General features: G+C 69.4%; 25 protein-coding genes and 1 pseudogene. 9 read left to right on the forward strand and 17 right to left on the reverse strand.

All coding sequences use genetic code 11. The features are described from left to right. Window positions 1-26 precede the first annotated feature (26 nt). The 9 genes from B8W69_RS24135 (at window position 27) to B8W69_RS24175 (ending at window position 9,998) form a co-directional block, all read left to right on the forward strand. Window positions 27-1,841, forward strand: a complete 1,815-nt coding sequence (locus tag B8W69_RS24135) for a penicillin-binding transpeptidase domain-containing protein (protein ID WP_085292287.1) — start codon at window positions 27-29, stop codon at window positions 1,839-1,841. Between the two features lie 182 nt (window positions 1,842-2,023). After that, the gene (locus tag B8W69_RS24140) at window positions 2,024-2,608 is read left to right on the forward strand and encodes a DUF1707 SHOCT-like domain-containing protein (RefSeq protein ID WP_064954439.1); all 585 of its coding nucleotides are present in this window, start codon (window positions 2,024-2,026) and stop codon (window positions 2,606-2,608) included. Between the two features lie 32 nt (window positions 2,609-2,640). Then, entirely contained in the window at window positions 2,641-3,498 is an 858-nt protein-coding gene (gene map / locus B8W69_RS24145; RefSeq protein ID WP_085292246.1) for a type I methionyl aminopeptidase, read from the forward strand. Between the two features lie 10 nt (window positions 3,499-3,508). Continuing rightward, entirely contained in the window at window positions 3,509-5,011 is a 1,503-nt protein-coding gene (locus B8W69_RS24150; protein ID WP_085292247.1) for a cobyric acid synthase, read from the forward strand. 128 nt (window positions 5,012-5,139) lie between these two features. After that, a complete protein-coding gene (locus tag B8W69_RS24155) occupies window positions 5,140-5,691 on the forward strand; it encodes an alpha/beta hydrolase (protein ID WP_085292248.1) in 552 nt (183 codons plus the stop codon). Window positions 5,692-5,711: 20 nt separating this feature from the next. Then, window positions 5,712-7,106 carry a glutamine synthetase family protein gene (locus B8W69_RS24160; protein ID WP_085292249.1) on the forward strand — a complete coding sequence of 465 codons (1,395 nt, stop codon included), beginning with the start codon at window positions 5,712-5,714 and terminating at the stop codon, window positions 7,104-7,106. Continuing rightward, on the forward strand, window positions 7,087-7,854 hold the full coding sequence (locus B8W69_RS24165; protein WP_245843351.1) for a gamma-glutamyl-gamma-aminobutyrate hydrolase family protein: 768 nt from the start codon (window positions 7,087-7,089) through the stop codon (window positions 7,852-7,854). Before B8W69_RS24160 ends, B8W69_RS24165 begins: the two co-directional genes overlap by 20 nt. Next, window positions 7,851-9,215: an aldehyde dehydrogenase family protein gene (locus B8W69_RS24170; RefSeq protein ID WP_085292250.1), complete on the forward strand. Its 1,365-nt coding sequence runs from the start codon at window positions 7,851-7,853 to the stop codon at window positions 9,213-9,215. Before B8W69_RS24165 ends, B8W69_RS24170 begins: the two co-directional genes overlap by 4 nt. Before the next feature lie 3 nt (window positions 9,216-9,218). Then, window positions 9,219-9,998: a 3-oxoacyl-ACP reductase gene (locus B8W69_RS24175; protein ID WP_085292251.1), complete on the forward strand. Its 780-nt coding sequence runs from the start codon at window positions 9,219-9,221 to the stop codon at window positions 9,996-9,998. Here B8W69_RS24175 and B8W69_RS24180 read toward each other — a convergent pair. The 17 genes and pseudogenes from B8W69_RS24180 to B8W69_RS24255 all read right to left on the reverse strand — a co-directional run bounded on the left by B8W69_RS24180 (window position 9,995) and on the right by B8W69_RS24255 (window position 24,539). Next, window positions 9,995-10,951, reverse strand: a complete 957-nt coding sequence (locus B8W69_RS24180) for a PPE family protein (protein WP_085292252.1) — start codon at window positions 10,949-10,951, stop codon at window positions 9,995-9,997. The genes B8W69_RS24175 and B8W69_RS24180 overlap by 4 nt on opposite strands. Window positions 10,952-11,105: 154 nt before the next feature. After that, window positions 11,106-11,555, reverse strand: a complete 450-nt coding sequence (locus B8W69_RS24185; protein WP_085292289.1) for a hypothetical protein — start codon at window positions 11,553-11,555, stop codon at window positions 11,106-11,108. Between the two features lie 229 nt (window positions 11,556-11,784). Then, window positions 11,785-12,909, reverse strand: a complete 1,125-nt coding sequence (locus tag B8W69_RS24190) for an alkaline phosphatase family protein (protein ID WP_085292253.1) — start codon at window positions 12,907-12,909, stop codon at window positions 11,785-11,787. Between the two features lie 21 nt (window positions 12,910-12,930). Further along, window positions 12,931-13,677: a DUF6390 family protein gene (locus B8W69_RS24195; protein WP_085292254.1), complete on the reverse strand. Its 747-nt coding sequence runs from the start codon at window positions 13,675-13,677 to the stop codon at window positions 12,931-12,933. A gap of 3 nt (window positions 13,678-13,680) precedes the next feature. After that, window positions 13,681-14,820 carry a hydrogenase formation protein HypD gene (hypD, locus tag B8W69_RS24200; RefSeq protein ID WP_085292255.1) on the reverse strand — a complete coding sequence of 380 codons (1,140 nt, stop codon included), beginning with the start codon at window positions 14,818-14,820 and terminating at the stop codon, window positions 13,681-13,683. A 14-nt stretch (window positions 14,821-14,834) separates the two neighbouring features. Then, window positions 14,835-15,107 (reverse strand): HypC/HybG/HupF family hydrogenase formation chaperone, encoded by a 273-nt coding sequence (locus B8W69_RS24205; protein WP_064877940.1) that lies wholly within the window; start codon window positions 15,105-15,107, stop codon window positions 14,835-14,837. A gap of 66 nt (window positions 15,108-15,173) precedes the next feature. Next, entirely contained in the window at window positions 15,174-16,286 is a 1,113-nt protein-coding gene (gene hypE / locus B8W69_RS24210) for a hydrogenase expression/formation protein HypE (protein WP_085292256.1), read from the reverse strand. After that, window positions 16,286-16,960, reverse strand: a complete 675-nt coding sequence (locus B8W69_RS24215) for a D-sedoheptulose-7-phosphate isomerase (RefSeq protein WP_085292257.1) — start codon at window positions 16,958-16,960, stop codon at window positions 16,286-16,288. The genes hypE and B8W69_RS24215 overlap by 1 nt, the downstream gene beginning before the upstream one ends. Further along, window positions 16,957-17,676, reverse strand: coding sequence for a HypC/HybG/HupF family hydrogenase formation chaperone (locus B8W69_RS24220; protein WP_085292258.1), 720 nt, complete (start codon window positions 17,674-17,676; stop codon window positions 16,957-16,959). The genes B8W69_RS24215 and B8W69_RS24220 overlap by 4 nt, the downstream gene beginning before the upstream one ends. Then, entirely contained in the window at window positions 17,673-20,054 is a 2,382-nt protein-coding gene (gene hypF, locus B8W69_RS24225; protein WP_085292259.1) for a carbamoyltransferase HypF, read from the reverse strand. The genes B8W69_RS24220 and hypF overlap by 4 nt, the downstream gene beginning before the upstream one ends. Before the next feature lies 1 nt (window position 20,055). Next, window positions 20,056-20,322 (reverse strand): HypC/HybG/HupF family hydrogenase formation chaperone, encoded by a 267-nt coding sequence (locus tag B8W69_RS24230; RefSeq protein ID WP_085292260.1) that lies wholly within the window; start codon window positions 20,320-20,322, stop codon window positions 20,056-20,058. Between the two features lie 3 nt (window positions 20,323-20,325). Further along, the gene (locus B8W69_RS24235; protein WP_085292261.1) at window positions 20,326-20,823 is read right to left on the reverse strand and encodes a hydrogenase maturation protease; all 498 of its coding nucleotides are present in this window, start codon (window positions 20,821-20,823) and stop codon (window positions 20,326-20,328) included. Between the two features lie 17 nt (window positions 20,824-20,840). Continuing rightward, window positions 20,841-20,960, reverse strand: a complete 120-nt coding sequence (locus tag B8W69_RS32325; protein WP_439330638.1) for a DUF6893 family small protein — start codon at window positions 20,958-20,960, stop codon at window positions 20,841-20,843. Further along, window positions 20,948-22,313, reverse strand: a pseudogene (locus B8W69_RS24240) (hypothetical protein). The gene B8W69_RS32325 and the pseudogene B8W69_RS24240 overlap by 13 nt, the downstream one beginning before the upstream one ends. Then, a complete protein-coding gene (locus B8W69_RS24245) occupies window positions 22,310-22,969 on the reverse strand; it encodes a DUF6084 family protein (protein ID WP_085292263.1) in 660 nt (219 codons plus the stop codon). Before B8W69_RS24245 ends, B8W69_RS24240 begins: the two are co-directional and overlap by 4 nt. Further along, window positions 22,966-23,610, reverse strand: coding sequence for a DUF5947 family protein (locus B8W69_RS24250; protein ID WP_085292264.1), 645 nt, complete (start codon window positions 23,608-23,610; stop codon window positions 22,966-22,968). Before B8W69_RS24250 ends, B8W69_RS24245 begins: the two co-directional genes overlap by 4 nt. Beyond that, a complete protein-coding gene (locus B8W69_RS24255) occupies window positions 23,607-24,539 on the reverse strand; it encodes a NifU-related iron-sulfur-binding protein (protein WP_085292265.1) in 933 nt (310 codons plus the stop codon). Before B8W69_RS24255 ends, B8W69_RS24250 begins: the two co-directional genes overlap by 4 nt. Window position 24,540 lies beyond the last annotated feature (1 nt).

A 24,540-nucleotide genomic window follows, 5' to 3' on the forward strand; every position in this document is an offset into this window, starting at 1 on the left:
GCCCGCAGTTCTTAACATTTGCAACGATGGCAACTAGAACAACAATGGCCTCATCCGCCTCAGGCTTGCTGCTGGTCGCGGTCATCGTCCTGTCCGGATGCACGCCCCGGCCCGACGGCCCGGGCCCGGCGGCGGAGAAGTTCTTCCGCGCCCTGGCCGTTGGCGACACCGCGACCGCCGCGCAGCTCAGCGACAGTCCCAACGAGGCCCGCGAGGCGCTCAACGCGGCCTGGTCCGGCCTGCAGGCCTCCCACCTCGACGCGCAGATCCTCAACGCCAAGTACGCCGAGGACAGCGGCACCGTCGGCTACCGCTTCACCTGGCACCTGCCCAAGAACCGGACCTGGACGTACGACGGCCAGCTGCGGATGGCGCGCGACGAGGGGCACTGGGCGGTGCGGTGGACTACCACCGCGCTGCACGCCAAGCTGGGCGAGCACCAGACGTTCGCGCTGCGGGCCGACCGGCCGCACCGCGCCTCGGTGAACGAACTCGGCGGCAGCGACGTGCTGGTGCCCGGCTACCTGTACCACTACACGCTGGACGCCACCCAGGCCGGACCGGCCCTGTTCAGCACGGCCCACGCGATCGTCGACGTGCTGCACCCCTTCAACGGGGCCCTCAACGACCCGCAGCTGCTCGCCGAGCAGGCCAGCTCGACGCCGCGCCCGGTGGACCTGGGCGTGACGCTGCACCCCGACGACAACGACAAGGTGTCCCCGCTGGTCGGGCATCTGCCCGGCGTCGTGGTCACCCCCCAGCCCGAAATGCTGCCCACCGACCCGCATTTCGCGCCGGCGGTCATCTCCGCGGTGAAGAAGGCCGTGGTCGACCAACTCGACGGCCAGGCGGGCTGGCGGGTGGTGAGCGTCAACCAGAACGGCGTCGAGGTCGAGGTGCTGCACGAGGTCGAAGGGTCGCCGGCGCCGTCGGTATCGATCACCCTGGACCGGGTCGTGCAGAACGCCGCCCAGCGCGCGGTCGACAACAAGGGCGGCAAGGCGATGATCGTCGTGATCAAGCCGTCGACCGGGGAGATCCTCGCGATCGCGCAGAACGGCGGGGCCGACGCGGACGGTTTGCCCGCCACCAACGGCCTGTTCCCACCGGGGTCGACGTTCAAGATGATCACCGCCGGCGCCGCCGTCGACCGCGACATGGCCACGCCCAACTCGATGCTCGGCTGCCCCGGCCACCTCGACATCGGGCACCGCACCGTGCCCAACTACGGCGGCTTCGATCTCGGCGTGGTGTCGCTGTCGCGCGCATTCGCCAGCTCGTGCAACACCACCTTCGCGGAGTTGAGCAGCCGGATGCCGCCACGCGGTCTGACCCAGACGGCCGCCCAGTATGGGATCGGCCTCGACTACACGGTGGACGGCGTCACCACCGTGACGGGGTCGGTGCCCCCGACGGTGGACCTGGCCGAACGCACGGAGGACGGTTTCGGCCAGGGCAAGGTGCTGGCCAGCCCGTTCGGCATGGCCCTGGTGGCGGCCACGGTCGCCGCCGGCAAGACACCCGTGCCCCAACTGATCGCGGGCCGGCAGACGGCGGTCCAGGGGGACACCACGCCGATCAGCCCGAAGATGATCGATGCGCTGCGGCCGATGATGCGGCTGGTGGTGACCAACGGGACCGCCAAGGAGATCGCGGGCTGCGGCGAGATCTACGGAAAGACCGGTGAGGCCGAGTTTCCGGGCGGATCGCATTCCTGGTTCGCCGGATACCGCGGCGACCTGGCCTTCGCCTCGCTGATCGTGGGAGGCGGCAGCTCCGAGTGGGCGGTCCGGATGACCAAGTTCATGTTCGAGGCGCTGCCGCCGAACTTCCTGGCCTAGCGCCGGTCGCAAGCGCGGCGCGTGCGCCGGTCGCAAGCGCGGCGCGTGCGCCGGGCGCAGCGGGGCGGCGCCATCTGGCCTAGCGCCGGTCGCAAGCGCGGCGCGTGCGCCGGTCGCAGCGGGGCGGCGCCATCTTGCCTAGCGCAGGTCGCACCGGGCCGCATCAGCGGTAAATTGCGAACATGACCGATACCGGCGGCGACATGGTGGCCTTGCGGGTCTCCGACGCCGACCGCAACGGCACGATGCGGCGACTGCACAACGCCGTCGCGCTCGGGCTGATCGACATCGACGAGTTCGAGCAGCGCTCGTCGCAGGTGTCCTACGCGCGCACCCGCGGCGAGCTGGACGGGCTGGTCGGCGACCTGCCGGGACCGGGCGCCATCGTTACCTCCGCGGCCGACCGGGTGGAATTGCGCGGCTGGGCGGGTTCGCTGAGGCGCCACGGCGAATGGACGGTGCCCACCCGGCTGGCCCTGGTCCGCCGCCTGGGCTCGGTGGAACTCGACCTCACCAAGGCGCGGTTCGCGGGCCCGGTGGTGGTCATCGAACTCGACATGAGGTTCGGCTCGGTGGAGATTCGATTGCCCGACGGTGCCAGCGCGTCGATCGACGACGTCGAGGTCTACGTCGGCAGCGCCAGCGACCGGCGCAAAGACCCGCCTGGTGAGGGCAGGCCGCATGTGGTGCTGACCGGTCGGGTGGTCTGCGGCTCGGTCAACATCCGGGGACCGCGCCGCTCGCTGCTGCGCCGCCCGCGGCCCTAATCGCTTAGCTGGACCGCGGTTAAGCTGATCGCATGCCTGCTCGCACCGCGCTTTCCCCCGGAGAGTTGTCCCCGACTCTGCCGGTGCCCGGCCGTATCCCGCGCCCCGAATACGTCGGCAAGTCCACGGCCCAAGAGGGCAGCGAACCGTGGGTGCAGACACCCGAGGTGATCGAGAAGATGCGCGTAGCCGGCCAGATCGCGGCCGCCGCGCTGGTGGAGGCGGGCAAGGCCGTCGCGCCCGGGGTGACCACCGACGAACTGGACCGCGTCGCCCACGAGTACATGGTCGACCACGGCGCCTACCCCTCCACGCTGGGCTACAAGGGCTACCCGAAGTCGTGCTGCACGTCGCTCAACGAGGTCATCTGCCACGGGATCCCCGACTCGACCGTGATCGAGGACGGTGACATCGTCAACATCGACGTCACCGCCTACATCGACGGTGTGCACGGCGACACCAACGCGACGTTCCTGGCCGGCGACGTCTCCGAGGAACACCGGCTGCTGGTGGAGCGCACCCGTGAGGCGACGATGCGTGCCATCAACGCCGTCAAGCCCGGACGTGCCCTCTCGGTCGTCGGCCGCGTCATCGAGTCCTACGCAAACCGGTTCGGCTACAACGTCGTTCGTGACTTCACCGGCCACGGTATCGGCACCACGTTCCACAACGGCCTGGTCGTCCTGCACTACGACCAGCCGTCGGTGTCCACCGTCATGCAACCGGGAATGACGTTCACCATCGAACCGATGATCAACCTCGGCGGCTTGGACTACGAGATCTGGGACGACGGCTGGACCGTGGTCACCCGCGACCGCAAGTGGACCGCGCAGTTCGAGCACACCCTGCTCGTCACCGACACCGGCGTCGAAATCCTCACCCTGCCATGACGTTTGCCGGATGACCGGAGCGCTGCTGGTCGCGGGCACCAGCTCCGACGCCGGGAAATCGGTGGTGGTGGCGGGCCTGTGCCGGTTGTTGGCCCGCCGCGGGGTGCGGGTCGCCCCGTTCAAGGCGCAGAACATGTCCAACAACTCCGTGGTGACCGTCGAGGGCGGTGAGATCGGCCGCGCCCAGGCGATCCAGGCGCGCGCGGCGGGGCTGGAGCCGAGCGTGCGGTTCAACCCGATCCTTCTCAAGCCGGGCAGTGACCGCACCTCGCAGCTGGTGATCAAGGGTCAGGTCGCCGACTCGGTCAGCGCCACAAGCTATGTGCGACATCGTGATCGGCTAGCCTCCCTCGTAGTCGACGAATTGACCTGCCTGCGTGACGAATTCGATGCGGTGATCTGCGAGGGAGCCGGTTCGCCGGCCGAGATCAACCTGCGCGCCACCGATCTGGCCAACATGGGACTGGCCCGGGCCGCGCAGTTGCCGGTGCTCCTGGTCGGGGACATCGACCGCGGCGGCCTGCTGGCGCATCTGTTCGGGACGGTCGCGGTGCTCGAGCCCGACGACCAGGCCCTGATCGCCGGCTTCATCGTCAACAAATTCCGTGGCGACCCCGCGCTGCTCGAGCCCGGGTTGCGCCAGCTGCACGACATGACGGGCCGCCCGACCTACGGCGTGCTGCCATACGCCGACGAGCTGTGGCTGGACGCCGAGGACTCGCTGTCGGTGGTCGCGCACCGCGTCATCGGCACGCCCGCACCCCCGCACGGCGAACAGTGGCTGCGGGTGGCCGCCATCCGACTGCCCCGGATCTCCAACTCCACCGACGTCGAGGCGCTGGCCTGCGAACCGGGTGTGCTGGTGCGCTGGGTCACCGACCCCGCCGACCTCACCGACACCGACCTGATCGTCATCCCCGGCAGCAAAGCCACTGTCTCCGACCTGTCTTGGCTGCGCGATCGCGGCCTGGCCGACGCGATCTCCGCGCACGCCGACGCCGGCAAGCCGGTGCTGGGAATCTGCGGGGGATTTCAAATGCTGTGCAGTCGCCTGGACGATCCGGTGGAATCCGGGACCGCGGGCGTGCCGGGCCTGGGTCTGCTCGACGCCGACATCGCCTTTGATCCGGAGAAGACCTTGCACCGCTGGCAGCGGCCCCTCACCGGCTACGAGATCCACCATGGGCGGGTCGCCCGCTGTGCCGAGCAGGTCTGGTTCGCGGCCGATGCGGACCAGGGTCCGCAGGGTGTGGTGCGCGGCGCGGTCTTCGGGACCCATTGGCACGGCCTGCTCGACAACGACGATTTCCGGCGCGGGTGGCTGCGCCGGGTCGCCGATGCGGCCGGGCGCGGCGGTTTCGTGGTCGGCGACGTCAACGTCGCCGCGCGCCGCGATGCCCAGCTCGATCTCGCCGCCGACCTGCTGGCGTCTCATCTGGACATCGAGGGGGTTCTCAGTCTGCTTGATGGTCCGCCGCGGCGGCCGGTTCTCGCAAGTCGCTTGTCGCCGTAGGGCATTCGCCGCAGAATCGGCATGAACGCTGCAGTTGACGCTATGGTCAAATACCTAATTTGCATCCCAGATGCCCAGAATCGTCGCGCTCGCATGTCGTTTGGCTGTAGCGTGCTTGGGTGTCCTCGATGATGACCACTCTGGACGGGTTCCCCGTCCCGGTGGTTGTGGGCGGTCCGGAGAACGGCGTCGTCGTCGTCATACTGGGCGACGAGGACCGCGCCCCCGCGGCCTACGACGCCGTCTGCGAGCGGCTGCACACCGCATCGCTTCGAACGGTCGTGGTTGGCTTCGATCCGCGCCTGACCCCCAAGTCGATAATCGGCATCCTCGACGCGCTGGGCATCGGGTGGGCCGTGGTGATGGGGGACCGCGCCGGCGGCGAACTCGCCTGGGAACTGACCGCGACCCGGCTGGGCCGGTTCGTCGGCCTGGTGGTAATCGACCGCGGCCATCCGCGGGCCGGCAATTACGACGGCGCCATCACCGACGGACACTGCCCGCCGGTCGAGATCGGCACCACCGTGTTGGTCAGCTCGCCGGCCGCCCGGGCGGTGGCCCAGGCCAGCCAGCGCTACGTCTACGCCGACTACCGCGTTGTGCACCTCGGGCGGCGCACCGTGCAGGAGTCGACGGCCCAGCTGGCCGCCGAGATCATTTTGCGCACCAGCAGCTGGTAGCGCCTGGTTGACTGACGGTCATGGCCAGTGAAGAAAGTGCTGTGACCGATCCGAACGCTGCCATGTTGTCATTGACCGCGCTCGAACGACTCGTGGGCACCGGCGAGGTGGACACCGTCATCGTGGCGTTCGCCGACATGCAGGGCCGGCTGGTCGGGAAGCGGATCGACGCGCGGCTGTTCGTCGACGACGTGGCCGCCCACGGCGCCGAGTGCTGCGGCTACCTGCTCGCCGTCGACGTCGACATGAACACCGTGGGCGGGTACGCGATGTCGAGCTGGGACACCGGGTACGGCGACACGGTGGCCAGGCCCGACCTGTCCACCTTGCGGCGCATTCCCTGGCTGCCCGGTACGGCGTTGGTGATCGCCGACGTGGGCTGGGCCGACGGCAGCCCGGTAACCGTCTCGCCGCGGGCGATCCTGCGCCGCCAGCTGGACCGGCTGGCCGATCGGGGCCTGGCCGCCAACGCCGCCACCGAGCTGGAATTCATCGTGTTCGACGAGCCCTATCGCCAGGCCTGGGCCAACGGATACCGCGGGCTGACCCCGGCCAGCGACTACAACATCGACTACGCGATCTCGGCGTCGTCGCGCATGGAGCCGCTGTTGCGCGACATCCGCCGGGGAATGATCGGCGCCGGGCTGCGATTCGAGGCCGTCAAGGGCGAATGCAACAGGGGGCAGCAGGAAATCGGCTTTCGCTACGCCGACGCGCTGGTCACCTGCGACAACCACGTCATCTACAAGAACGGCGCCAAGGAGATCGCCGACCAGCACGGCAAGAGCCTGACGTTCATGGCCAAATACGATGAGCGAGAAGGGAACAGCTGTCACGTTCACCTCTCGCTGCGCGATCCGCAGGGCGGCGCGGTGTTCGCCGACCCCAGCCGCCCGCACGGCATGTCGTCGGCGTTCTGCGGTTTCCTGGCCGGCCTGCTGGCCACCCTGCGCGACCTCACACTCTTTTATGCGCCGAACATCAACTCCTACAAGCGATTCGCCGACGGCAGCTTCGCGCCCACCGCGCTGGCGTGGGGATTGGACAATCGCACCTGCGCGCTGCGGGTGGTCGGCCACGGTCCCAACACCCGGGTCGAGTGCCGGGTCCCCGGCGGCGACGTCAACCCCTACCTGGCGGTGGCGGCGATGGTCGCCGGCGGGCTGTACGGTATCGAACGGGGCCTCGAGCTACCGGAGCCCTGCGCGGGAAACGCCTACCAGGCTCCCGGCGTCGAGCGGTTGCCCGTCACGCTGGCTGAGGCGGCCTCGGTGTTCGAGCACTCGACGCTCGCGCGGGAGGTGTTCGGCGACGACGTGGTCGCCCACTATCTGAACAACGCCCGGGTGGAGCTGGCGGCGTTCAACGCGGCGGTCACCGACTGGGAGAGGATGCGTGGGTTTGAACGCCTGTGAGTTTGATGGTGGCGACCCGTCGCGAAGCCGCCCGGTGATCGGCCTGACGACGTATCTGGAGCAGGTGCAGACCGGCATCTGGAACATCCGCGCCGGGTACCTACCGTCCGACTACTTCGAGGGCGTCATCCTGTCCGGCGGGATCGCGGTGTTGCTGCCACCGCAGCCGGTTGACGCCGAGATCGTCGACGCGGTACTGCACGGCCTGCACGGATTAGTGATCACCGGGGGATACGACCTGGACCCCGCCAGCTACGGCCAGCAACCGCACCCGACCACCGACGCACCCCGCCCCGACCGCGACGCCTGGGAATTCGCGCTGTTGCAGGGCGCGCTGCGGCGGGGCCTGCCGGTACTCGGAATCTGCCGCGGCGCACAGGTGCTCAACGTCGCGCTGGGCGGCACGCTGCACCAGCACCTGCCCGACGTGCTCGGGCACAGCGGACATCGGGCGGGCAACGGGGTGTTCACCAGGCTGCCGGTGCGCACGGTGGCGGGCACCCGGCTGGCCGCGCTGGTCGGGGAGTCCGCCGACGCGCCGAGCTATCACCACCAGGCCGTCGACCGGGTGGCGGACGGCCTGGTGGTCAGCGCGCGGGACGCCGACGGCGTCGTCGAGGGGCTGGAGCTGCCCGGCGACAGGTTTGTGCTTGCGGTGCAATGGCATCCTGAACAGTCGCTGGAAGACCTGCGGTTGTTCGCCGCGATCGTCGACGCGGCCCGGTCCTACGCGGGGCGCGCGAGTTGAGCGCCGCGCGGCTGATCAACCCGGCGACCGAGGAAGTGCTGCGCTCGGTCGAACACGCCGACGCGGCCGCGGTCGACGACGCGGTGGACCGGGCGCGGGCGGCCCAGCGGCGGTGGGCGCGGTTGTCCCCGGCCGAGCGGGCCACCGGACTGCGGGACTTCGCCGCCGCCGTCGACGCCCATCTCGGCGAGCTCGCCGCACTCGAGGTGGCCAACTCCGGGCATCCCATCGCGTCGGCCGAATGGGAGGCCGGTCACGTCCGCGACGTGTTGAACTTCTACGCGGCCAGCCCGGAACGCTTGTCCGGCAAGCAAATTCCCGTGGCCGGTGGCCTGGACGTCACGTTCAACGAGCCGATGGGCGTGGTCGGTGTGATCACGCCGTGGAACTTCCCGATGCCGATCGCGTCGTGGGGTTTCGCACCGGCCCTGGCCGCGGGCAACGCCGTGCTGATCAAACCCGCCGAGGCGACGCCGCTGACCACCATCCGGCTCGGTGAGCTCGCGGTGCAAGCCGGACTCGACGCGGACCTGCTGCAGGTGCTGCCGGGTCCGGGCGCGGTGGTCGGGGAGCGGTTTATCAGCCACCCCGGCATCCGCAAGATCGTGTTCACCGGGTCCACCGACGTCGGCAAGCGGGTGATGTCCGGTGCGGCCGCACACGTGAAGCGGGTGACCCTGGAACTGGGCGGCAAGAGCGCCAACATCGTGTTCGCCGACTGCGACCTCGAGCGCGCCGCGGCGACCGCGCCGGCCGGGGTGTTCGACAACGCGGGGCAGGACTGCTGCGCCCGCAGCCGAATCCTGGTGCAGCACGGCGTCTATGACCGGTTCATGGAGCTGCTCGAGCCCGCCGTCGCCGGCGTCGTCGTCGGCGACCCGGCGTCCCGGGACACCGAGATGGGTCCACTGGTGTCGGCCGCGCACCGCGACAAGGTCGCGTCGTATGTGCCCGACGACGCCCCCGTCGCGTTCCGCGGCACCGCGCCGACCGGCCGTGGATTCTGGTTTCCGCCAACGGTTCTGACTCCGCAGCGCACCGACCGCAGCGTCACCGACGAGATCTTCGGCCCGGTCGTCACGGTGCTGTCGTTCGACGACGAGCAGGACGCCATCGGGTTGGCCAACGACACCAGCTACGGGCTGTCCGGGTCGATCTGGACCGACGACCTGTCCCGTGCGCTGCGCGTGTCCCGGGCGATCGAATCCGGCAATCTGTCGGTGAATTCGCACTCGTCGGTGCGGTACAGCACGCCGTTCGGCGGGTTCAAGCAGTCCGGGCTGGGCCGTGAGCTGGGCCCGGACGCGCCGCTGCACTTCACCGAGACCAAGAACGTGTTCATCGCGATCAGAGAGGACTAGGCGGTGGCGGTCGATCTCACCCAACGATTGGCGGGCCGCGTGGCCGTCGTCACCGGCGCCGGCGGCGGCATCGGGCTGGCCGCGGCGCGGCGGATGCATGCCGAGGGCGCCACCATCGTGGTCGGCGACATCGACGCCGACGCGGGCGGTGCGACGGCCGACGAACTGTCCGGCTTGTTCGTGCCCACCGACGTGTCCGACGAGGCCGCGGTCAACGCGCTCTTCGACACCGCGGCGCGGGCCCACGGGCGCATCGACATCGCGTTCAACAACGCCGGCATCTCGCCGCCCGACGACGACCTCATCGAGAACACCGAACTGCCGGCGTGGCAACGTGTCCAAGACGTCAACCTGAAGTCGGTGTACCTGTGCTGCCGGGCGGCGTTGCGGCACATGGTTCCCGCGGAGAAGGGCTCGATCATCAACACGGCGTCGTTTGTCGCCGTCCTGGGGTCGGCGACGTCGCAGATCTCCTACACCGCCTCCAAGGGCGGGGTGCTGGCCATGTCGCGCGAACTGGGTGTGCAGTTCGCCCGGCAGGGCATCCGGGTGAACGCGCTGTGCCCCGGGCCGGTTAACACCCCGCTGCTGCAAGAGCTTTTCGCCAAGGACCCCGAGCGGGCCGCCCGCCGGCTGGTGCACGTCCCGGTGGGACGATTCGCCAACCCCGACGAAATCGCTTCGGCGGTAGCATTTTTGGCCAGCGATGACGCGTCGTTCATCACAGCTTCGACGTTCATGGTCGACGGCGGCATCAGCGCCGCCTACGTCACCCCGCTTTAACCGCCGTACTTATCGGCCGCATGTGACCCGGGATGCTCGCTGATCGCGACCAGGCGGATGGGCTCCCCGACCCGGTCCTCGCGCAGCCGCTTCATCATCGGGGCGGCGGCCGCCCAGGCGCGCGGCACCGACAGCATACCGACTGGCGTCCCGCGCCCCAGGCCCGCATTCACGCCGTCGGTGACAGCGGGCTTGGGGAACAGCGATTGCAGGGCCGCCGTCTTGTTCATCGAATTGAGGTGGCCGATCGCGAAGTCCGACGGCGCGGTCACCGAATTCAGTTTCGACAGCGACGGGGTGACCGCGGCGAGGGACGCTTCGAGCCTGGTCAGCGGCGACGACGACAGCCCTTTGAGGGCGTCGGGTATCGCCGACATCAGTTCGCAGCCGGCGGATATGACGTCCGGCGCCGACTGCAGGGCCCAATTGCGTTTCTTCACAGCGGGATTGCCCGGCAGAGCGGGGAAGGGGGCCATCGTCACGGCACCGGCCGTAGCCTCGGCGTAGGCATGCATGGCGTCGGCGTTTCGCGCCCACATCGCGTCGTACTCGGCGTCGACGTTCGCGATCAACGCGCTCCGCTGGCCCAGGCAATTCGTCGACACCAGCGACGTTCGTCGCGTCCAGTTGCCGGCAATCTCCGGTGGCGGCACCGTCGCCGTGAAGGCGGACTGATGCGCGGCGGCCGCCGCCGTGAGCTGGGTGGCCGCGTGCTCGCTGCGGGCCGCGACGGCGTCGAGCCAGTCCACGTAGCGTGCCGCGGCTTGGCTGAGTGCCGCGCCGTCGCCGTCCGCCGCCAGCCGTGCGGTCACCGCCCGGTAGTCGGCCGCCGCGCTGAAGAGCCGTGCGGCCAACGCTTCCCACGCCGCCGCGGCGCGCATCATCGATCCCGCGCCGGGACCCGAATACATCAGCCCGGAGCTGACCTCCGGAGATATCGTCGCGAAATTCATGACAACCTCCGCCTGCCTGTGGCGGTACAAGTGGTGCCCGAAAACATGAGGGTCTTCTTTCACGAGATAGACACGGGGGTTACAAGCCGTGGGGCGCTCACGTGTCGCGCGCACACCGTGCGTCGGCGAACCACGCCCAGCGCGGGCGCAACGATCAGCGGCGGGCGACGCAGATCCGGGTCAAGATATCTCGGTCGGGCGTGACGGCCGCGGGCGCGCGGGGTTGAGTGCCGCCGGGCGCAACCCCTGTCGGGGTGAATGACAACGGCGCCGGCGTCAGCACCGACTGCGGTGACAACCGGTTCCACGTCAGGGGCCGTTCCTTGGTCATCCACGCGCTGCGGAACGGCTTCGTGTGGGTTTGGTTTGCCGGTGCCGAAGACCGCGCGGCGGCCCGGCCGATGGCGACGGGACGCTCATGCGTCAGCCCGGCCTGCGCGCCGACGGTTGCCGCTGACCACGCCGCCGGCTCCGGCGGCGCCGCCGCGGCGAAGTTGGGCCGCACCCACAAGCCGGTGACCAGGGCGATGAACACCCCCAGTGCCGCGGTAACCGCGATGGCCAGCTGCCATCGCCGAGTTACGCCAACGCCCCGGAAAACCACAGTGCACCGAATGTACCGCGCGAAGATCGGTGAATTGTTCGAGCGAGCTGTGAACTCGGTCCGAGTCCGATGAGTGTTTGCGCAGGTGGTGCGGCTGGCGCCCATCCGTCAGCGATTGGACCCCGCAGGCGGCGGAATTCGTCGTCACGACGGGTCCGTTCGGTGTCATCCATTGCCGGTCCGATCTGGGGAGACTGCATGCACGTGTAGCACCGGTCACCGACAGGCGCTACGGCCGGAAAGCGAGCAGCGGGATCGCCATCTCCGCCGCGGTGGCTCCGCCGTGAAAGCCGACCAGGCGGGCCGTTTCCGGCGGTTCGTGTGCGCTGGCCAGCACCGCGGCGTCGCCGGAACAGACGACCACCACGTCGCCGAGCCGCTCGATGTGTTGCGCGGCCACCGGCCCGAACATGCCGGTGGCCACCGCCTGCTCGCGGCTGTACACGGTGGCGTGGCCGTCCAGCAGCTCGCCCCACACGGCCTGCACGTCGGCGGCGGCGCCCGGCTCGGTGTGCAGATACCGCACCCGCGGCTCGCCGGCCACCACCCGGATTCCCTCGGCCAGCCGGGGGTCGGCGTCGAGGTCGATGCGCGCCTCCGGTGGAACGTTGATGCCGCCGTGGTCGGCGGTCACCAGCACCGCCGCGTTCGAGGGCAGCGCCTCGAGCAGGCTGGACAGCAGCGCGTCGATGTTGGTCGCCGCGGTGTGCCAGTGCGCGGAGCCGATGCCGAAGGCGTGGGCGGCGGTGTCGAGCTCAGCGGTGTAGCCATAGACCAGCCCGGGCGCCGCGCGCAGCTCGTCGGCCACCAGCCGCGCGTAGTCGTCGGTGGGGCTGGCCGGGTGGAATTCGGCGCCGCGATACGCGGCCTCGGTCAGTCCGCTGCCGGTGAACGCGGCCGGCAGCACGGCGCGTGCGCTCACGCCGGCGTTTTTGAGCCGTTCGAACCAGGTCGGCACCGGCTGCCAGATGGCGGGGGGCGGGTCGTCGCGCCACCGGACGTGGTGGAGCACCCGGTCCGTGCCGGGCACCCTGAGCGTAAAGCCCAGGATTCCGTGCTCGCCCGGGAGCGCACCGGTGCCCAGTGACACCAGGCTGGTCGGCGTGGTCGACGGGAACGTGCAGTCCAGCCGGGTCAGCCGCCCGGTGGCACCGGCCAGCACGGACGCGAGCAGCGGCGCGCTGCCGGCCAGCTGCGGAAGCAGGTGCCAGCCCAGCCCGTCGACCAGCACGACGAGCACCCGGTCGATCCGGTCGGCGCCCGCCCAGTCCGCCACCGCCAGGTTGTCCACCGCATCCGGGACCCCGAGCAGCGCGGCCGCGGCGGGCAGCACGTCGCACAGAGAACCAGGCACGGGGCCAGTCTGGCGGTGAAGTCAGACGCGCGCCAGTCGGTGGCCGGTCGCCAGCAGCTGCCGATTCGTGCTGTCGGTCAGCGCACGAAGCTGCGCCGGCGACAGCCGCCCGCACAACCGGCCCCAGTGCATCGCCACCACATCACCGGCGGCCACGTCGGGCACGGCGCTGTACCCGTCGGCCCACACCTCGAGCACGCGCGCCGACGGCTTCGACAGCGCCAGGGCCCGGCCGTCCCAGTCCAGCGTCCGGCACAACACCTCGACGCGGTCGGCGTCGCGGGAAAGCACTGTCCCAGAGGTGATTCGGCAGTTATCCAACACGCTCAGCGGCTGCTCGTCCATACCCCGACCCAGGAACCGCGTCCACGGATACACCCCGAACACGTGGAAGCAGTGGTTGCCGGCGGCCTCGCACGCCAGATCCGCGGTCAGGTGCGCCCAGTAGTGGCCTGCCTGCGGGCCGATGATCGCGAGCAGCCCGTCGAAGAATTCCTGCGGGTCCAGGCCGGCGGCGACGCCGTCGCCGAGCCAATACGATTCGACCAGACGGTAATCCAGCGGGTCGGCGATGCCGGTCAGTTTCGACAGCACCCGCAGATAGGGCCACGCGCCGGAGAACCTGGTCGCCGCCCTACGCACGTCGGCGACCGACCCGTCGCGCAGGGTGGCCCCCAACGGGGGACCGCAGTAGCCGAGCGCGTTGGGCGCGTAGGCGTACCGGGCGAACATCTCGGCGCCCTTGTCGCGGCTGTCCGGATCGGCCAAGGATCACCCCCGACCGGCCTGGCCCACCAGCTTGACGGCGTCGCGGTGCATGCGGCCGAAGTTGTAGTAGGCCGCACAGGCGCCCTCCGGGGACACCATGCAGGTTCCGATCGGTGTCTCCGGTGTGCAGGCGGTGCCGAAAACCTTGCATTCCCAAGGCTTGAGCACACCCTTGAGCACCTCACCGCACTGGCAGGCCTTCGGGTCGGCGACCCGCACGCCGGGCATCGCGAACCGCAGCTCGGCGTCGAACTCGGCGAAATCGTCGTGCAGCCGCAGCGCGCTCTGCGAGATGAAGCCCAGCCCACGCCATTCGAAGTGCGGACGCAGCGCGAACACCTTGCCCATCAACGCCAGCGCGGCGGGGTTGCCGTGCTCGGGCACCACGCGCTTGTACTGGTTCTCCACCTCGCAGCGGCCCTCACGGATCTGACGCAGCAGCATCGCGACCGAGGCCAGGATGTCCAACGGCTCGAAACCGGCCACCACCAACGGCTTTCGATACACCTCCGGGACGAACCGGTAGGGACGGTTGCCCACCACTGTGGAGACGTGACCGGGGCCGATGAAACCCGACAGCCGCAGGTCCGGTGACTCCAGGATGGCCCTGATCGGCGGGACGATGGTGACGTGGTTGCAGAACACACTGAAGTTGGGCAGGCCCAATTCGCGCGCCCGCACCAGCGTCACCGCGGTCGAGGGCGCGGTGGTCTCGAAACCGATGGCGAAGAACACCACTTGCTTGGCGGGGTTGTCGACCGCGATCTTCAGCGCGTCCAGCGGCGAGTAGACGAACCGCACGTCGGCCCCGCGGGCCTTGGCGTCCAGCAGGCTGCCGTGCGAGCCGGGCACCCGCATCATGTCCCCGAAGCAGGTGAAGATCACGTCGGGTTGGCCGGCCAGCCACATCGCGTCGTCGATGCGGCCCATCGGGATCACGCAGACCGGGCAGCCCGGGCCGTGCACCAATTCGACGTTGTCGGGCAACAGGTGTTCGATGCCGTGCCGGTAGATGGTGTGCGTGTGCCCGCCGCACACCTCCATGAACTTGAAGGTCTCGCCCCCGGTCCCGGCCAGGTGCTCGATGGCCGTCAGCAGCTTGCGCGCCGCGGCCGGGTCGCGGAATTCGTCAACGAATTTCATTGCCGCTCCTTGGTTCAGATGATGGCCGACGAATCGAAGGCCTGCATTTCGACTGCGTAGGTGTCGCCGAGTTTCTTGATGGCGGCCAGGGTGAGCAGCGCCTCGGTCTCGTCGATCTTGGCCATCGCGAACCCGACGTGCACCAGCACCCAGTCGTCCGGTGCGGGCATGTCGTTCTCCAGCAGCCGGACACTGATCGCCCGCTGCACGCCGCTGACGTCAACCTTGGCCAAGCAGTTGGCGGGATCGGTGATCTCCACGATCCGGCCCGGAATTCCCAGACACATGTTCATGCTCCTTTCGTCTCGTGGCGACCCGCTGCGCCCGGCTTCGCCGCGCTTGCGATCGCCACGTCAGCAGATCCGGGGCAGCGGGTCGCCGACCAGCATGTCGACGATCCGGGTCCCGCCGAATCCGGTGCGCAACACCACGGTTTCCGCGGGTTCGGCGACGATTTCCCCGACCTCGGCCGCCTGCGCGCCCAGGGGGTGCGACCGTAATGCGGCCAGTCCGGCCCCGGCCTCCTCCGGTGCGACGACGGCGACGAACTTGCCCTCGTTGGCGACATAGAGGGGGTCGATGCCGAGCAGCTCGCAGGCGCCATTCACCATGGGAGCCACCGGAAGTCGTTCCTCTTCTAGCAGCACCCCGAGGCCGCAGGCCTGGGCCAATTCGTTGCACACCGTGCCGACCCCACCGCGAGTCGCGTCGCGCATCCACCGGGTGGACGGGGCGGCCGCCAGCAACAACTCCACCAACGGGCTGACCGACGCGGTGTCGGAGGCGATGTCGGCCTCGATGGCCAGGTCGCCCCGGGCGAGCATCACCGCCATGCCGTGATCGCCCATCGACCCGGACAGCAGCACCTTGTCGCCGGCGCGGACCGACTGGGCGGACAGCGCGCGGCCCGCGGGGATGACGCCGGTTCCGGCGGTGGTGATGAACAGGCCGTCGGCCGCGCCCTTGGGTACCACCTTGGTGTCGCCGGTGACGACCTGCACGCCGGCGGCCGCGGCCGCGGCGGCCATGTCGGCGACGATCTCTTTCAATTCGGCGATCGGGAAGCCCTCTTCGAGCACGAACGCCGCCGAGATCCAGGACGGCACGGCGCCGGACACCGCGAGGTCGTTGCAGGTGCCGTGGATGGCGAGTTGACCGATGGACCCGCCGGGGAACCGGCGAGGCTGCACCACAAAGGAATCCGTTGACATCGCCACCCGCTCGCCGCTGGGTAGGGCCAGGACGGCCCCGTCGCCCAGCGACTCGAGCAGCGGGTTACGAAACGCCTCCACGAACACCGCGTCCACCAGTGCCGCCGACGCCTTGCCGCCCGCCCCGTGCGCCAGGGTCACATGATCGTCGAGCAGCCGGGGGCGACGCCGGCGGAACGACTCGATCCGCTGTATCACGTCGCCTTCGCCGAACCGCGGCCCCGACGACAGATAGTCGCCCGCCGACTTGGCCATCATGCCGCCCCCCAATCTTGATCTGTGCCAAGGCAATCGTGGACGGCCAGCCACAACTGGTAGCCGACCAGCGCTTGGGATTCCTGAATGCGGTGCACGCTCTGCGAGCGAACGACGAAGCAGGCGTCCACGTTCGGGTTGTTCACGAAGGCGCCTCCGTCGTAGCCGGCGAAACCGATGGTGTACAGGCCGCGCTTGTGCGCCTCGGCCAGCGCCGCCAGCAGGTTGGGCGAATTGCCGCTGGTGGACATCGCGATCGCAATGTCGCCGTCGCGCGCGCGGGCGATCAGCTGCCGGGCGAACACCAGCTCGAACCCGACGTCGTTGCCCAGTGCGGTCAGGATCGCCTGGTCGGCGGTCAACGACCAGGCCGGCAGGGGATTGCCGAGCGGTGGGCGCGCGAACAGTCCGGCCAGCGTGGTGCAGTCGGTGCAGCTGCCACCGTTGCCGAAGGTGAACATCCTTCCGCCGGCGGCGAATCGGCGCGCCAGCTCGGCGCCGGCGGCCGCCAGCAGGTCGGCGTTGGCTTCCAGCGTGGAGCGGCGCAGCGCGAGGCTTTCGGACGCCTTGGCCTGAGCGGATGCGGCGAGGTCGGCGAGCAGCGCGGAGGGGTCGTCCTCTTCGGCGTCGATGAACGGGTACAAGAAGTTCGTGGGCTCGTCGGTGGGACTCATGAAACGTCCTCCTCATCCACGTGGCTGATCGCCGTTCCGGCGTGTACCAGTACCAACTCGCCGGCAGCGACCGGGTCGACGAGCGTGGTGACCACGTCCTCGATCCCCCGGGCGGTGCGCACCCTAGCCTGTCCGTCGACCGAAGCGCTCACCACTTCGCCGAGCCGGCCCTCGTCGCTGCACGTGACACAGACTTCGTCACCGGGTTTGGGTTTGAGCAGCCCGGAGTGTTCGAAGCACACGTGGGTCAGCTCCCACAGCAGGTGGTAGAACAGCACGAAGCCACCGGTGGCGGGCACGCGCGGGTCGGGATCGTCCAGCCACAGCACGTGATCGGCCGCGGCGGCCGGGGGTGCGTCGCCGCTGCCAATCCAGATCGTGGTGGCGCCCCAGGCCGGGGCGCGGCGCATCACCGAGCGCACGTCGGCATTGTCCGCACCGGAGATCGCGATCACGATGTCGCCGGGGCGCACCGACACCCGCACCAGGTCCACCAGATCGGGCCCGGTCAACGCCACGGCCGGCAGGGCGCGCTTGCCCATGATCACCGGGTGGACGAATTCGACCGCGACGTGCAGCGCATGAGGTTCCCACGACGGCGCGATGGACCACATGGTGGCGCCCGCGGCGAATCGCTTGGCCAGCGTCAGGGCGGTGGCGGCGAGGTCTTCGGCCAGTTCCGCGCTCAGGCCGCGATCGATGGCGGTGGTGATCATCGCGTCAACCCCTCCTCCTGCGCGGTCAGCACCGAGACCGCGGCCTGCCCCAGGGCCAGCCCGCCGTCGTTCGGTGGCACGACGTGATGTGTGAGCACTTCAAACCCGTTCTGCCGCAGCCGCGTACGGCAGGCGTCCAGCAACAGGACGTTCTGGAACACCCCGCCGGTGAGGCCCACCAGCGTGGTGCCGTCCGCCACCTGGATGACGACCTCGGCAACGGCGTCGGCGACGGCTTGGTGAAACGCCGCGGCCAGCAACGCCGGTCGTGTTCCGGCGTACAGCGCCGCGACCATCGTCTGCACCATCGTGGCCGGATCGATCACCCCGTCAGGGCCCACCGTCAGGGGCAACGACGGCCGCGTGCGGGTTTCGCCGGGCGACTGCGCCAGTGCCTCGAGTTCGATCGCGGCCTGCCCTTCGTAGTCGATGCGATGCCGCACCCCGAGCAGGGAGGCGACCGCGTCGAACAGGCGGCCCATGCTCGAACAGGGCACGCAGCCCGCCCCGGTCTCCAATTGTGAACGGGTGAGCCGCAGTTCGTCGGCGGTCGCGGCGGCCACCGGCGCCAGGTCGGGGGTCCAGTCGATGTCGGCCATCCAGAGCTGGGACAGCGCCATCCGCCACGGATTGCGCACCGCCGCGTCGCCACCGGGCAGCGGTACCGCCGACAGGTGGCCGGCCCGAACGAAACGATGGCTACGGCTGTCGAGAGTGAGGATCTCACCGCCCCAAATGGTTTCGTCGCAGCCGTAACCGGTGCCGTCGAACGAGACCCCGACGATGGGTTCGCCGAGGCGCCCGTGTTCGGCCAGCAGCGACACCACATGGGCGTGATGGTGCTGGACCAGATCCAGCGGACGCTCGTCCGCACGACGCTCTGCCCAGCTCCGGGTGTGATAGCCGGGATGCAGGTCGGCGGCCAAACGCGCGGGCCGCCCGCGAATTTCGCTGAGCTGGCTCACCGCCCGCTCGAACGCGCGCAGCGTCTCCCAGGTGGCCATGTCGCCGATGTGTCCGGACAGGTAGGCCCGGCGGCCGTCGGTGAGGCAGAAGGTGTTTTTCAATTCGCCGCCCACGGCCAGCACGGCGGGGCCCTCGAGCTTCAAGTCGATCGGCAGCGGCGCGTAGCCGCGGGATCGGCGGATCGGCAGCTCGTGGGCACCCTCCTCGTCGTGCACGATGCGCACCACCGAGTCGTCGCACGGCACGTGAATCGGCCGGTCGTGGTCGAGCACCGCATCGCACAAAGCGGCAGGAGGCCGCAGAAGTCTGCGCGCGGCATCGTCGTCGGTGAAGCAGATGGGCTCATCGGAGCGGTTGGCGCTGGTCAGCACCAGCGCATCGGGCCCCGGTCCGGAGCCGCCGGGTACCGGCGCCAGCAGCAGGTGATGAACGGGGGAGTACGGCAGCATCAGCCCCAGCAGCGGGCTGCCGGGCGCGACGCCATCGGCGACCGGCGCGCCGGCGCGCCGCCGCAGCAAAACGATCGGGCGGGCCGGACCGGACAGCACCGCTGCCTCGGCGGCGTCCAGGTGGGCGTAGCGGCGCGCCACGTCGAGGTCGCGCACCAGCATGGCAAAGGGCTTGGCGCCGCGCGCTTTCCGTCTCCGCAACGCGGCGACCGCCGCCTCGTCGTTGACGGCGCAGGCCAGGTGATAGCCGCCGACGCCCTTGATGGCCACCACGGCGCCGGACGCCAGGGCGCCCTGGGTGGCGGTCAGCGCGGCGTCCGAGCCGCTCACCCGCCCAGCCGGCGACGCGAACCACAGGCTCGGCCCGCAGTCCGGGCAGGCAATCGGCTGCGCGTGGAATCGGCGATCTGCCGGATCATGGTATTCGGTGGTGCAGCGCGCACACATGTCGAACCGCGACATCGTGGTGGCCGGCCGGTCGTAGGGCAGCTCGGTGATAATGGTGAACCGCGGCCCGCAGTTGGTGCACGTCACGAACGGGTGCCGGTAACGCCGGTCGAGCGGGTCGAACAGTTCGGCGACGCAGTCGTCGCACACCGCGATGTCGGGCGGGATGGGGGTGGTCGTGCCGGCGGCCAATCGGCTTGGCACGATCAGGAATTCGGGTGGGCACGCGGGATCGGCGGCGACGTCGGCGAACCGTACCTCGGCGATCCGCGCCAGCGGCGGCGCCTCGGCGCACAGCCGGCGCCCGAATTCCGCCACCGCGGCGGGCAGGCCTTGCACCTCGAGGAAGACCGCACTCGAGTCGTTACCGACGAATCCGGCCAGGCCCAGCTCGGTTGCGATCCGATGCACGAACGGACGGAAGCCGACCCCCTGTACCACGCCGGTCACCATGACGCGCTGCCGCACTTGGGTGTCAGGGGGGCGGGGCCGCAACAGCAGGGGGGTGTCGGTCATGTCAGCCGGCCTCCGGGTGGGGTGTCAGGTCGGTGCGCCCGCGTCCCATCAACTCCAGGCCGGCCATGGCCTGTTCGGCCCCGGCCTGATCCGTCTTCTCGACGACGAAGCCCATGTGGATGATCACCCAGTCGCCGGGCGCGAACGTCTCGTCCGGCAACATGCCGACGTTGACCTTGCGTTGTTCACCGGCGACATCGACGAGTGCGAGCTGGCCCTCGTAACCGTCCAGCATTGCGACGACCTGCCCCGGTATGCCCAAACACATGGCTCAGCACCCCTTTTCGGCTGCCGAGGTTGTGGCGCTGTGTAAGGCCGCGACGATCTCCTCCACCGCCCGTGCCGCCCGTGGGACGGCCTGTGCGACGGGTTCGGTCAGCCCGATGCCCTCCTGGACGCTGCCCGCCTCGCACCCGACGACCACGGTGTAGGGCGGATGGCCGCCCAGCGCCCGCAGGCTGGCGAAGACCGCGGCGGGATCCATGCTGTGTCCGTCGAGGCCGTTCGTCTCGGGCGACCAATCGTGGTCGGCCTGAAAGATGTGCAACGTGCCGGGATGGCCCTGGCTGGGCACGGCGTCGACCAGGACCAGCGTGTCCCACTCTTCGAGCAGGTCATAGGCCAGGTGCATGCCCCGGATTCCGTAGTCGATGACCTGGACCGTCGGATCGTCCTGGGGCAGTTCGGCATTGCGGATCACCTCGGAGCCGAACCCGTCGTCGCCCAGGAAGATGTTGCCGATCCCGGCTACCAGGATGCGCGTCGTCATGGTGGTACTCGCGTCGGTTACATCCGCCTCAACTTGAGATAGCGGCGGGCATCCGGCACCGATATCACGCCGAACACCACCGCGACCGCGGCCACCAGCGCTACGAGGGCGATGAAGATCCAACCTAGGACTTCCATGGTGAACTCCTTTCAGAGGTTTGTGCTGTGCTGCGATTGCAGCGGTTCGACTTCGTCGGGGGAGAAGTACAGGTAGCGGCCGTACCAGTCGTGCAGCTCCGCGGCCGGGTCCTCGTCGACGACGACGCCCACGTGCTTATTGCCCTCGACGTCCTCATGCACCGATGTGACGCGGGCGGTCTTGCCGGCGACGAAGATGTCCTGCGCGTCGGCGTTGCGCCGCGGCCGCAGCCGGACCTTGCTGCCCCGCGCTATCCGGACCCCGTTCACCAGCACCGCGTCGATCTCGGGCCGGACGGCATTGTCGGCCAGTGGATCCCACCAATCGACGCCGTCGGGGATCTCGGGCACCAGGCCGGCGGAGACGTTGAGCCCGTGCGGGTCGCGCAGCACGCCGTGCAGTCGTGCCATGGCCTCCGGCGACATTGCGTCGCATTCGTCGATGATTCGCGCGGCCCGCGGGTCGGTCGCGCGGGCCTGCGCCTTCTCGTCGTCGGTCATGGTCATCACGCGCAGCGTGAGGATCTCGTCGATCTCCGTGCAGTCGTACAGGGCGGTGTCGCTCTGTTCGGCGACCTCGGGGTGGTCGTAGAGGATGATCGGTGAGATCAGCAGCATGTCGTCGGCACCCGGGGGCCCGGCCAGCACCGGGAAGCAGCGGTGCCGCCCGCAGCGGGACACCGCATCGGTCGCGGCCTGCGGCGGCTCGAGCAGCGAGATGAACCGGCCGCCAACCACTTCGGCGATGAGGTGCGTTCCGATCATGGATCGCGCGATCACTGAGTTTTTATCGTCATGTGCGCTTACGGCCGCACCGGTGTTGGCGACCCGCACCGAGACCCGGCGCAGGTCGCCGTCGGGCTCGCTGGTGACGGTCAGTTCGCCCCGTATCTCGTGTCGTTCGCGAACCAGCCGGCCGCCGTCCAAGGTTTCGATGTCGGTTGCCGCGCCGGCCGTCACCGGCAGTGACCAGGGCTGATCGCCGAACGCCAGGGGGCCGAAGGAAATCTCGCATTCCACGGCTTCATCCCAGGTCAGCCACGACCCGGCCGGGGTACGGAGCTCGTCGACGGGAACGAAATCACCGTCGCCGGTGGCTCGTTCGGCCCGCCGGCGCTGCAACTGCAGGAAGCGCACCACCAGCGTCAGCGCCCGGGCGTCGTCGACCAGGAAATCCGCGGACAGGGTGTCGTCTTCGCCCAGGCCGGCCCCGGCCGCGCCGGACGGACCCAAAACGCCGAACTGCCAACGTGATTGGTTCTTGCTCGACGTCCCCCGATACGGGTACAGCAGATAGCCCTCGTAGAGCACCGCGTCGGCGACGGCGCGGGCCCGATCCCAGCTCGATGTCATCGCGTCACCTCGTGATCGACGGTGGCATCCAGCAACGAGGTGACCGCGTGGTCGAAGTCGAGCATTCCATGGGCCGACTTGTATCCGGCCAATTCCGTGATGGTCTCGTGGCTCAGCCGAATCCACCCGCTGTTGGGATAGTGCTGTGCGATCAGGTCGCGCCAGACCGTGACCGGCATGGCGTAGTTGTCCTCACAGTCCCACGACACCTGCTGAACCGAGAACCCGCGCTCGGAGTTGACGAAAACCGTCCCGCTGAACAGGAACTGCAGGGGCACCGCCCCGTCGCGCAGCGCGTGCAAGTATTTGGCCGCGGCGACCTCGAAGTCGTAGGTGCAATCCAGGGACAGGTTCGCGGTCGTGTGACCGGTGAAGCCCGGCACCATCGCGGTGCAGTGCTGCCAGAGGAAGGTGCGTTGGGTGCTGGCCCAGCGTTCGCGGCCGCCGAACAAATCCATCAGCCCGGCGGCTTCGTCGTCGGAGTAGGTACGGCGCAGCGGCTCGATGCGGACCTGGCAGCGCAGGGCGATCGCGTGCACCGGGTCGTCGCCGCCCGCGGTGACGCCGACGCGGGCGGTGAGCACCGGGCTGACGGTGTACGGTTCGGCGGTCACGTCCAGAACCTCGAAGCTCACGTTCATCGGCGGGGCGTTCATCGCGGTATCTTTGCGGCGCGGGCGGCGAGCCGGTCGAAGAAGCCGTCGATGAATTCGCGGGCCTGCTGGCCGCCGTCGAAGCCGCGCCACAACATGCGCAGGCGTCCGACGAATTCGTAGCAGGCGTCGATCGGGACCAGATACGTTTGTGGCGCCGGTAATTCGCCATCCTGGGCGGTGTCGGCGACCCGGACCAGCAACGCCTCCACGTCGTCGGCCAGCAGGCTCACCCGCGGGTCGGCGCGGCGGATGGTCTCCCAAACCTCCATGTCCAGCTCGGATTCGGTTGCCCCGGCCGGTCCCGGGTAGAACGCGACGGTGTGTCCTAGGTCGGAGTTGGTGAAGAAGAAGGCCACCCCGACCGGGATCTGCAGTGCCTCCCACACCAGGCGATCCAGCGCGAAATCGGGAAACGACAGATACCGGTCCGGCACCGCACGGTACCGCAGGTCGGCTTCCGAGTCAGTGAACAGCAGATAACAGGCGCGGCAGACGCACATGAGTTGACGGCCAGCCACGTTGACTACGTGCTGGTGCTCGTCGGCGATCGACTCCGCACACATCTCACAGCGCTCACCCGCCGGCTCGGGAGTGCGCCGGTCGCTCCTGATACGGGCCAGGACATCGAACGGGGTACTCATGCCGGCGCGCCCGTCACGTCGGCCGGCAATGCCACCGACAGCAGGCCGTCGCGGGTCAGCAACGGAATCGGATCGAGATGGCCCGCCGAACCGCCGGCCGCGTCGGCTCCGGCATGGACGACGTCGAAATCCGTTCCACAGCCCGCACAGCGCAGCATCCGACTGTGCAGTTGCGAACCCGCCAGCGAGTCATCACACACCGGGCAGTGATCCCGGTAGGCGAACGTCTGGTCACCGACCCGGCAGGCCAGCACGGTCGCCCCGTCGATCGCGAAACCCGCGACTTCGCCGGGCGCCAACTCGGCCAGCTCGGGCGCCGGGTGCCAGGCGGTCGGTCTATGACCGTTCGAATGCAGGTGTGCCAGTAGCGATTCGGCGGGAATGACACTCGCCGGGGTGGTCGTGGCTTCGGCGGTCACCACCTCGATCGAGGAGATCTCCGGCGCCGCCGCGCGAACCGCATCCTGTACGGCCAGCTCCAGCGTCACCGTCGACGACGGGCAGGTCTTACAACTGCCCCGGAAAGCCAGCCGCACGGTGAGTTCTTCCGGGTGTCCGCCCGGAACGACCTCGAGCAGGTCGACGTCTCCACCGTGCGAACCCAAGTAGGGCCGCACCCGATCCAGCGCGTCGGAGACCCTGCGGTGCACATCGTGCGGATGTAGGCCGTGCACCAGGAGCAGGCTGGCCACCAGGTCGTCGGTGGCCAGCCGCTCGACCAGCCCCCGGTGCGGTCCGGGATCGTCGGCCATGCGGATGATCCGCTCCAGCCCGGCGCCGTAAAGCCCGACTACCTCGCGAACCAGTTGCTGGGCACGGTCATACGCGGCGGTCCCACTTGCTGCGCAGGAATCGAGCAGTGTCTGGATCCGATCGCCCGCTGTGCGCCATTGCGTGTCGGTCTCGGGGTTCTCCGGGCGATCCGCCATG

Origin of the sequence: Mycolicibacterium vulneris (assembly GCF_002104765.1) — a bacterium.
In the GTDB taxonomy this organism is placed as follows: Bacteria; Actinomycetota; Actinomycetes; order Mycobacteriales; family Mycobacteriaceae; genus Mycobacterium; species Mycobacterium vulneris.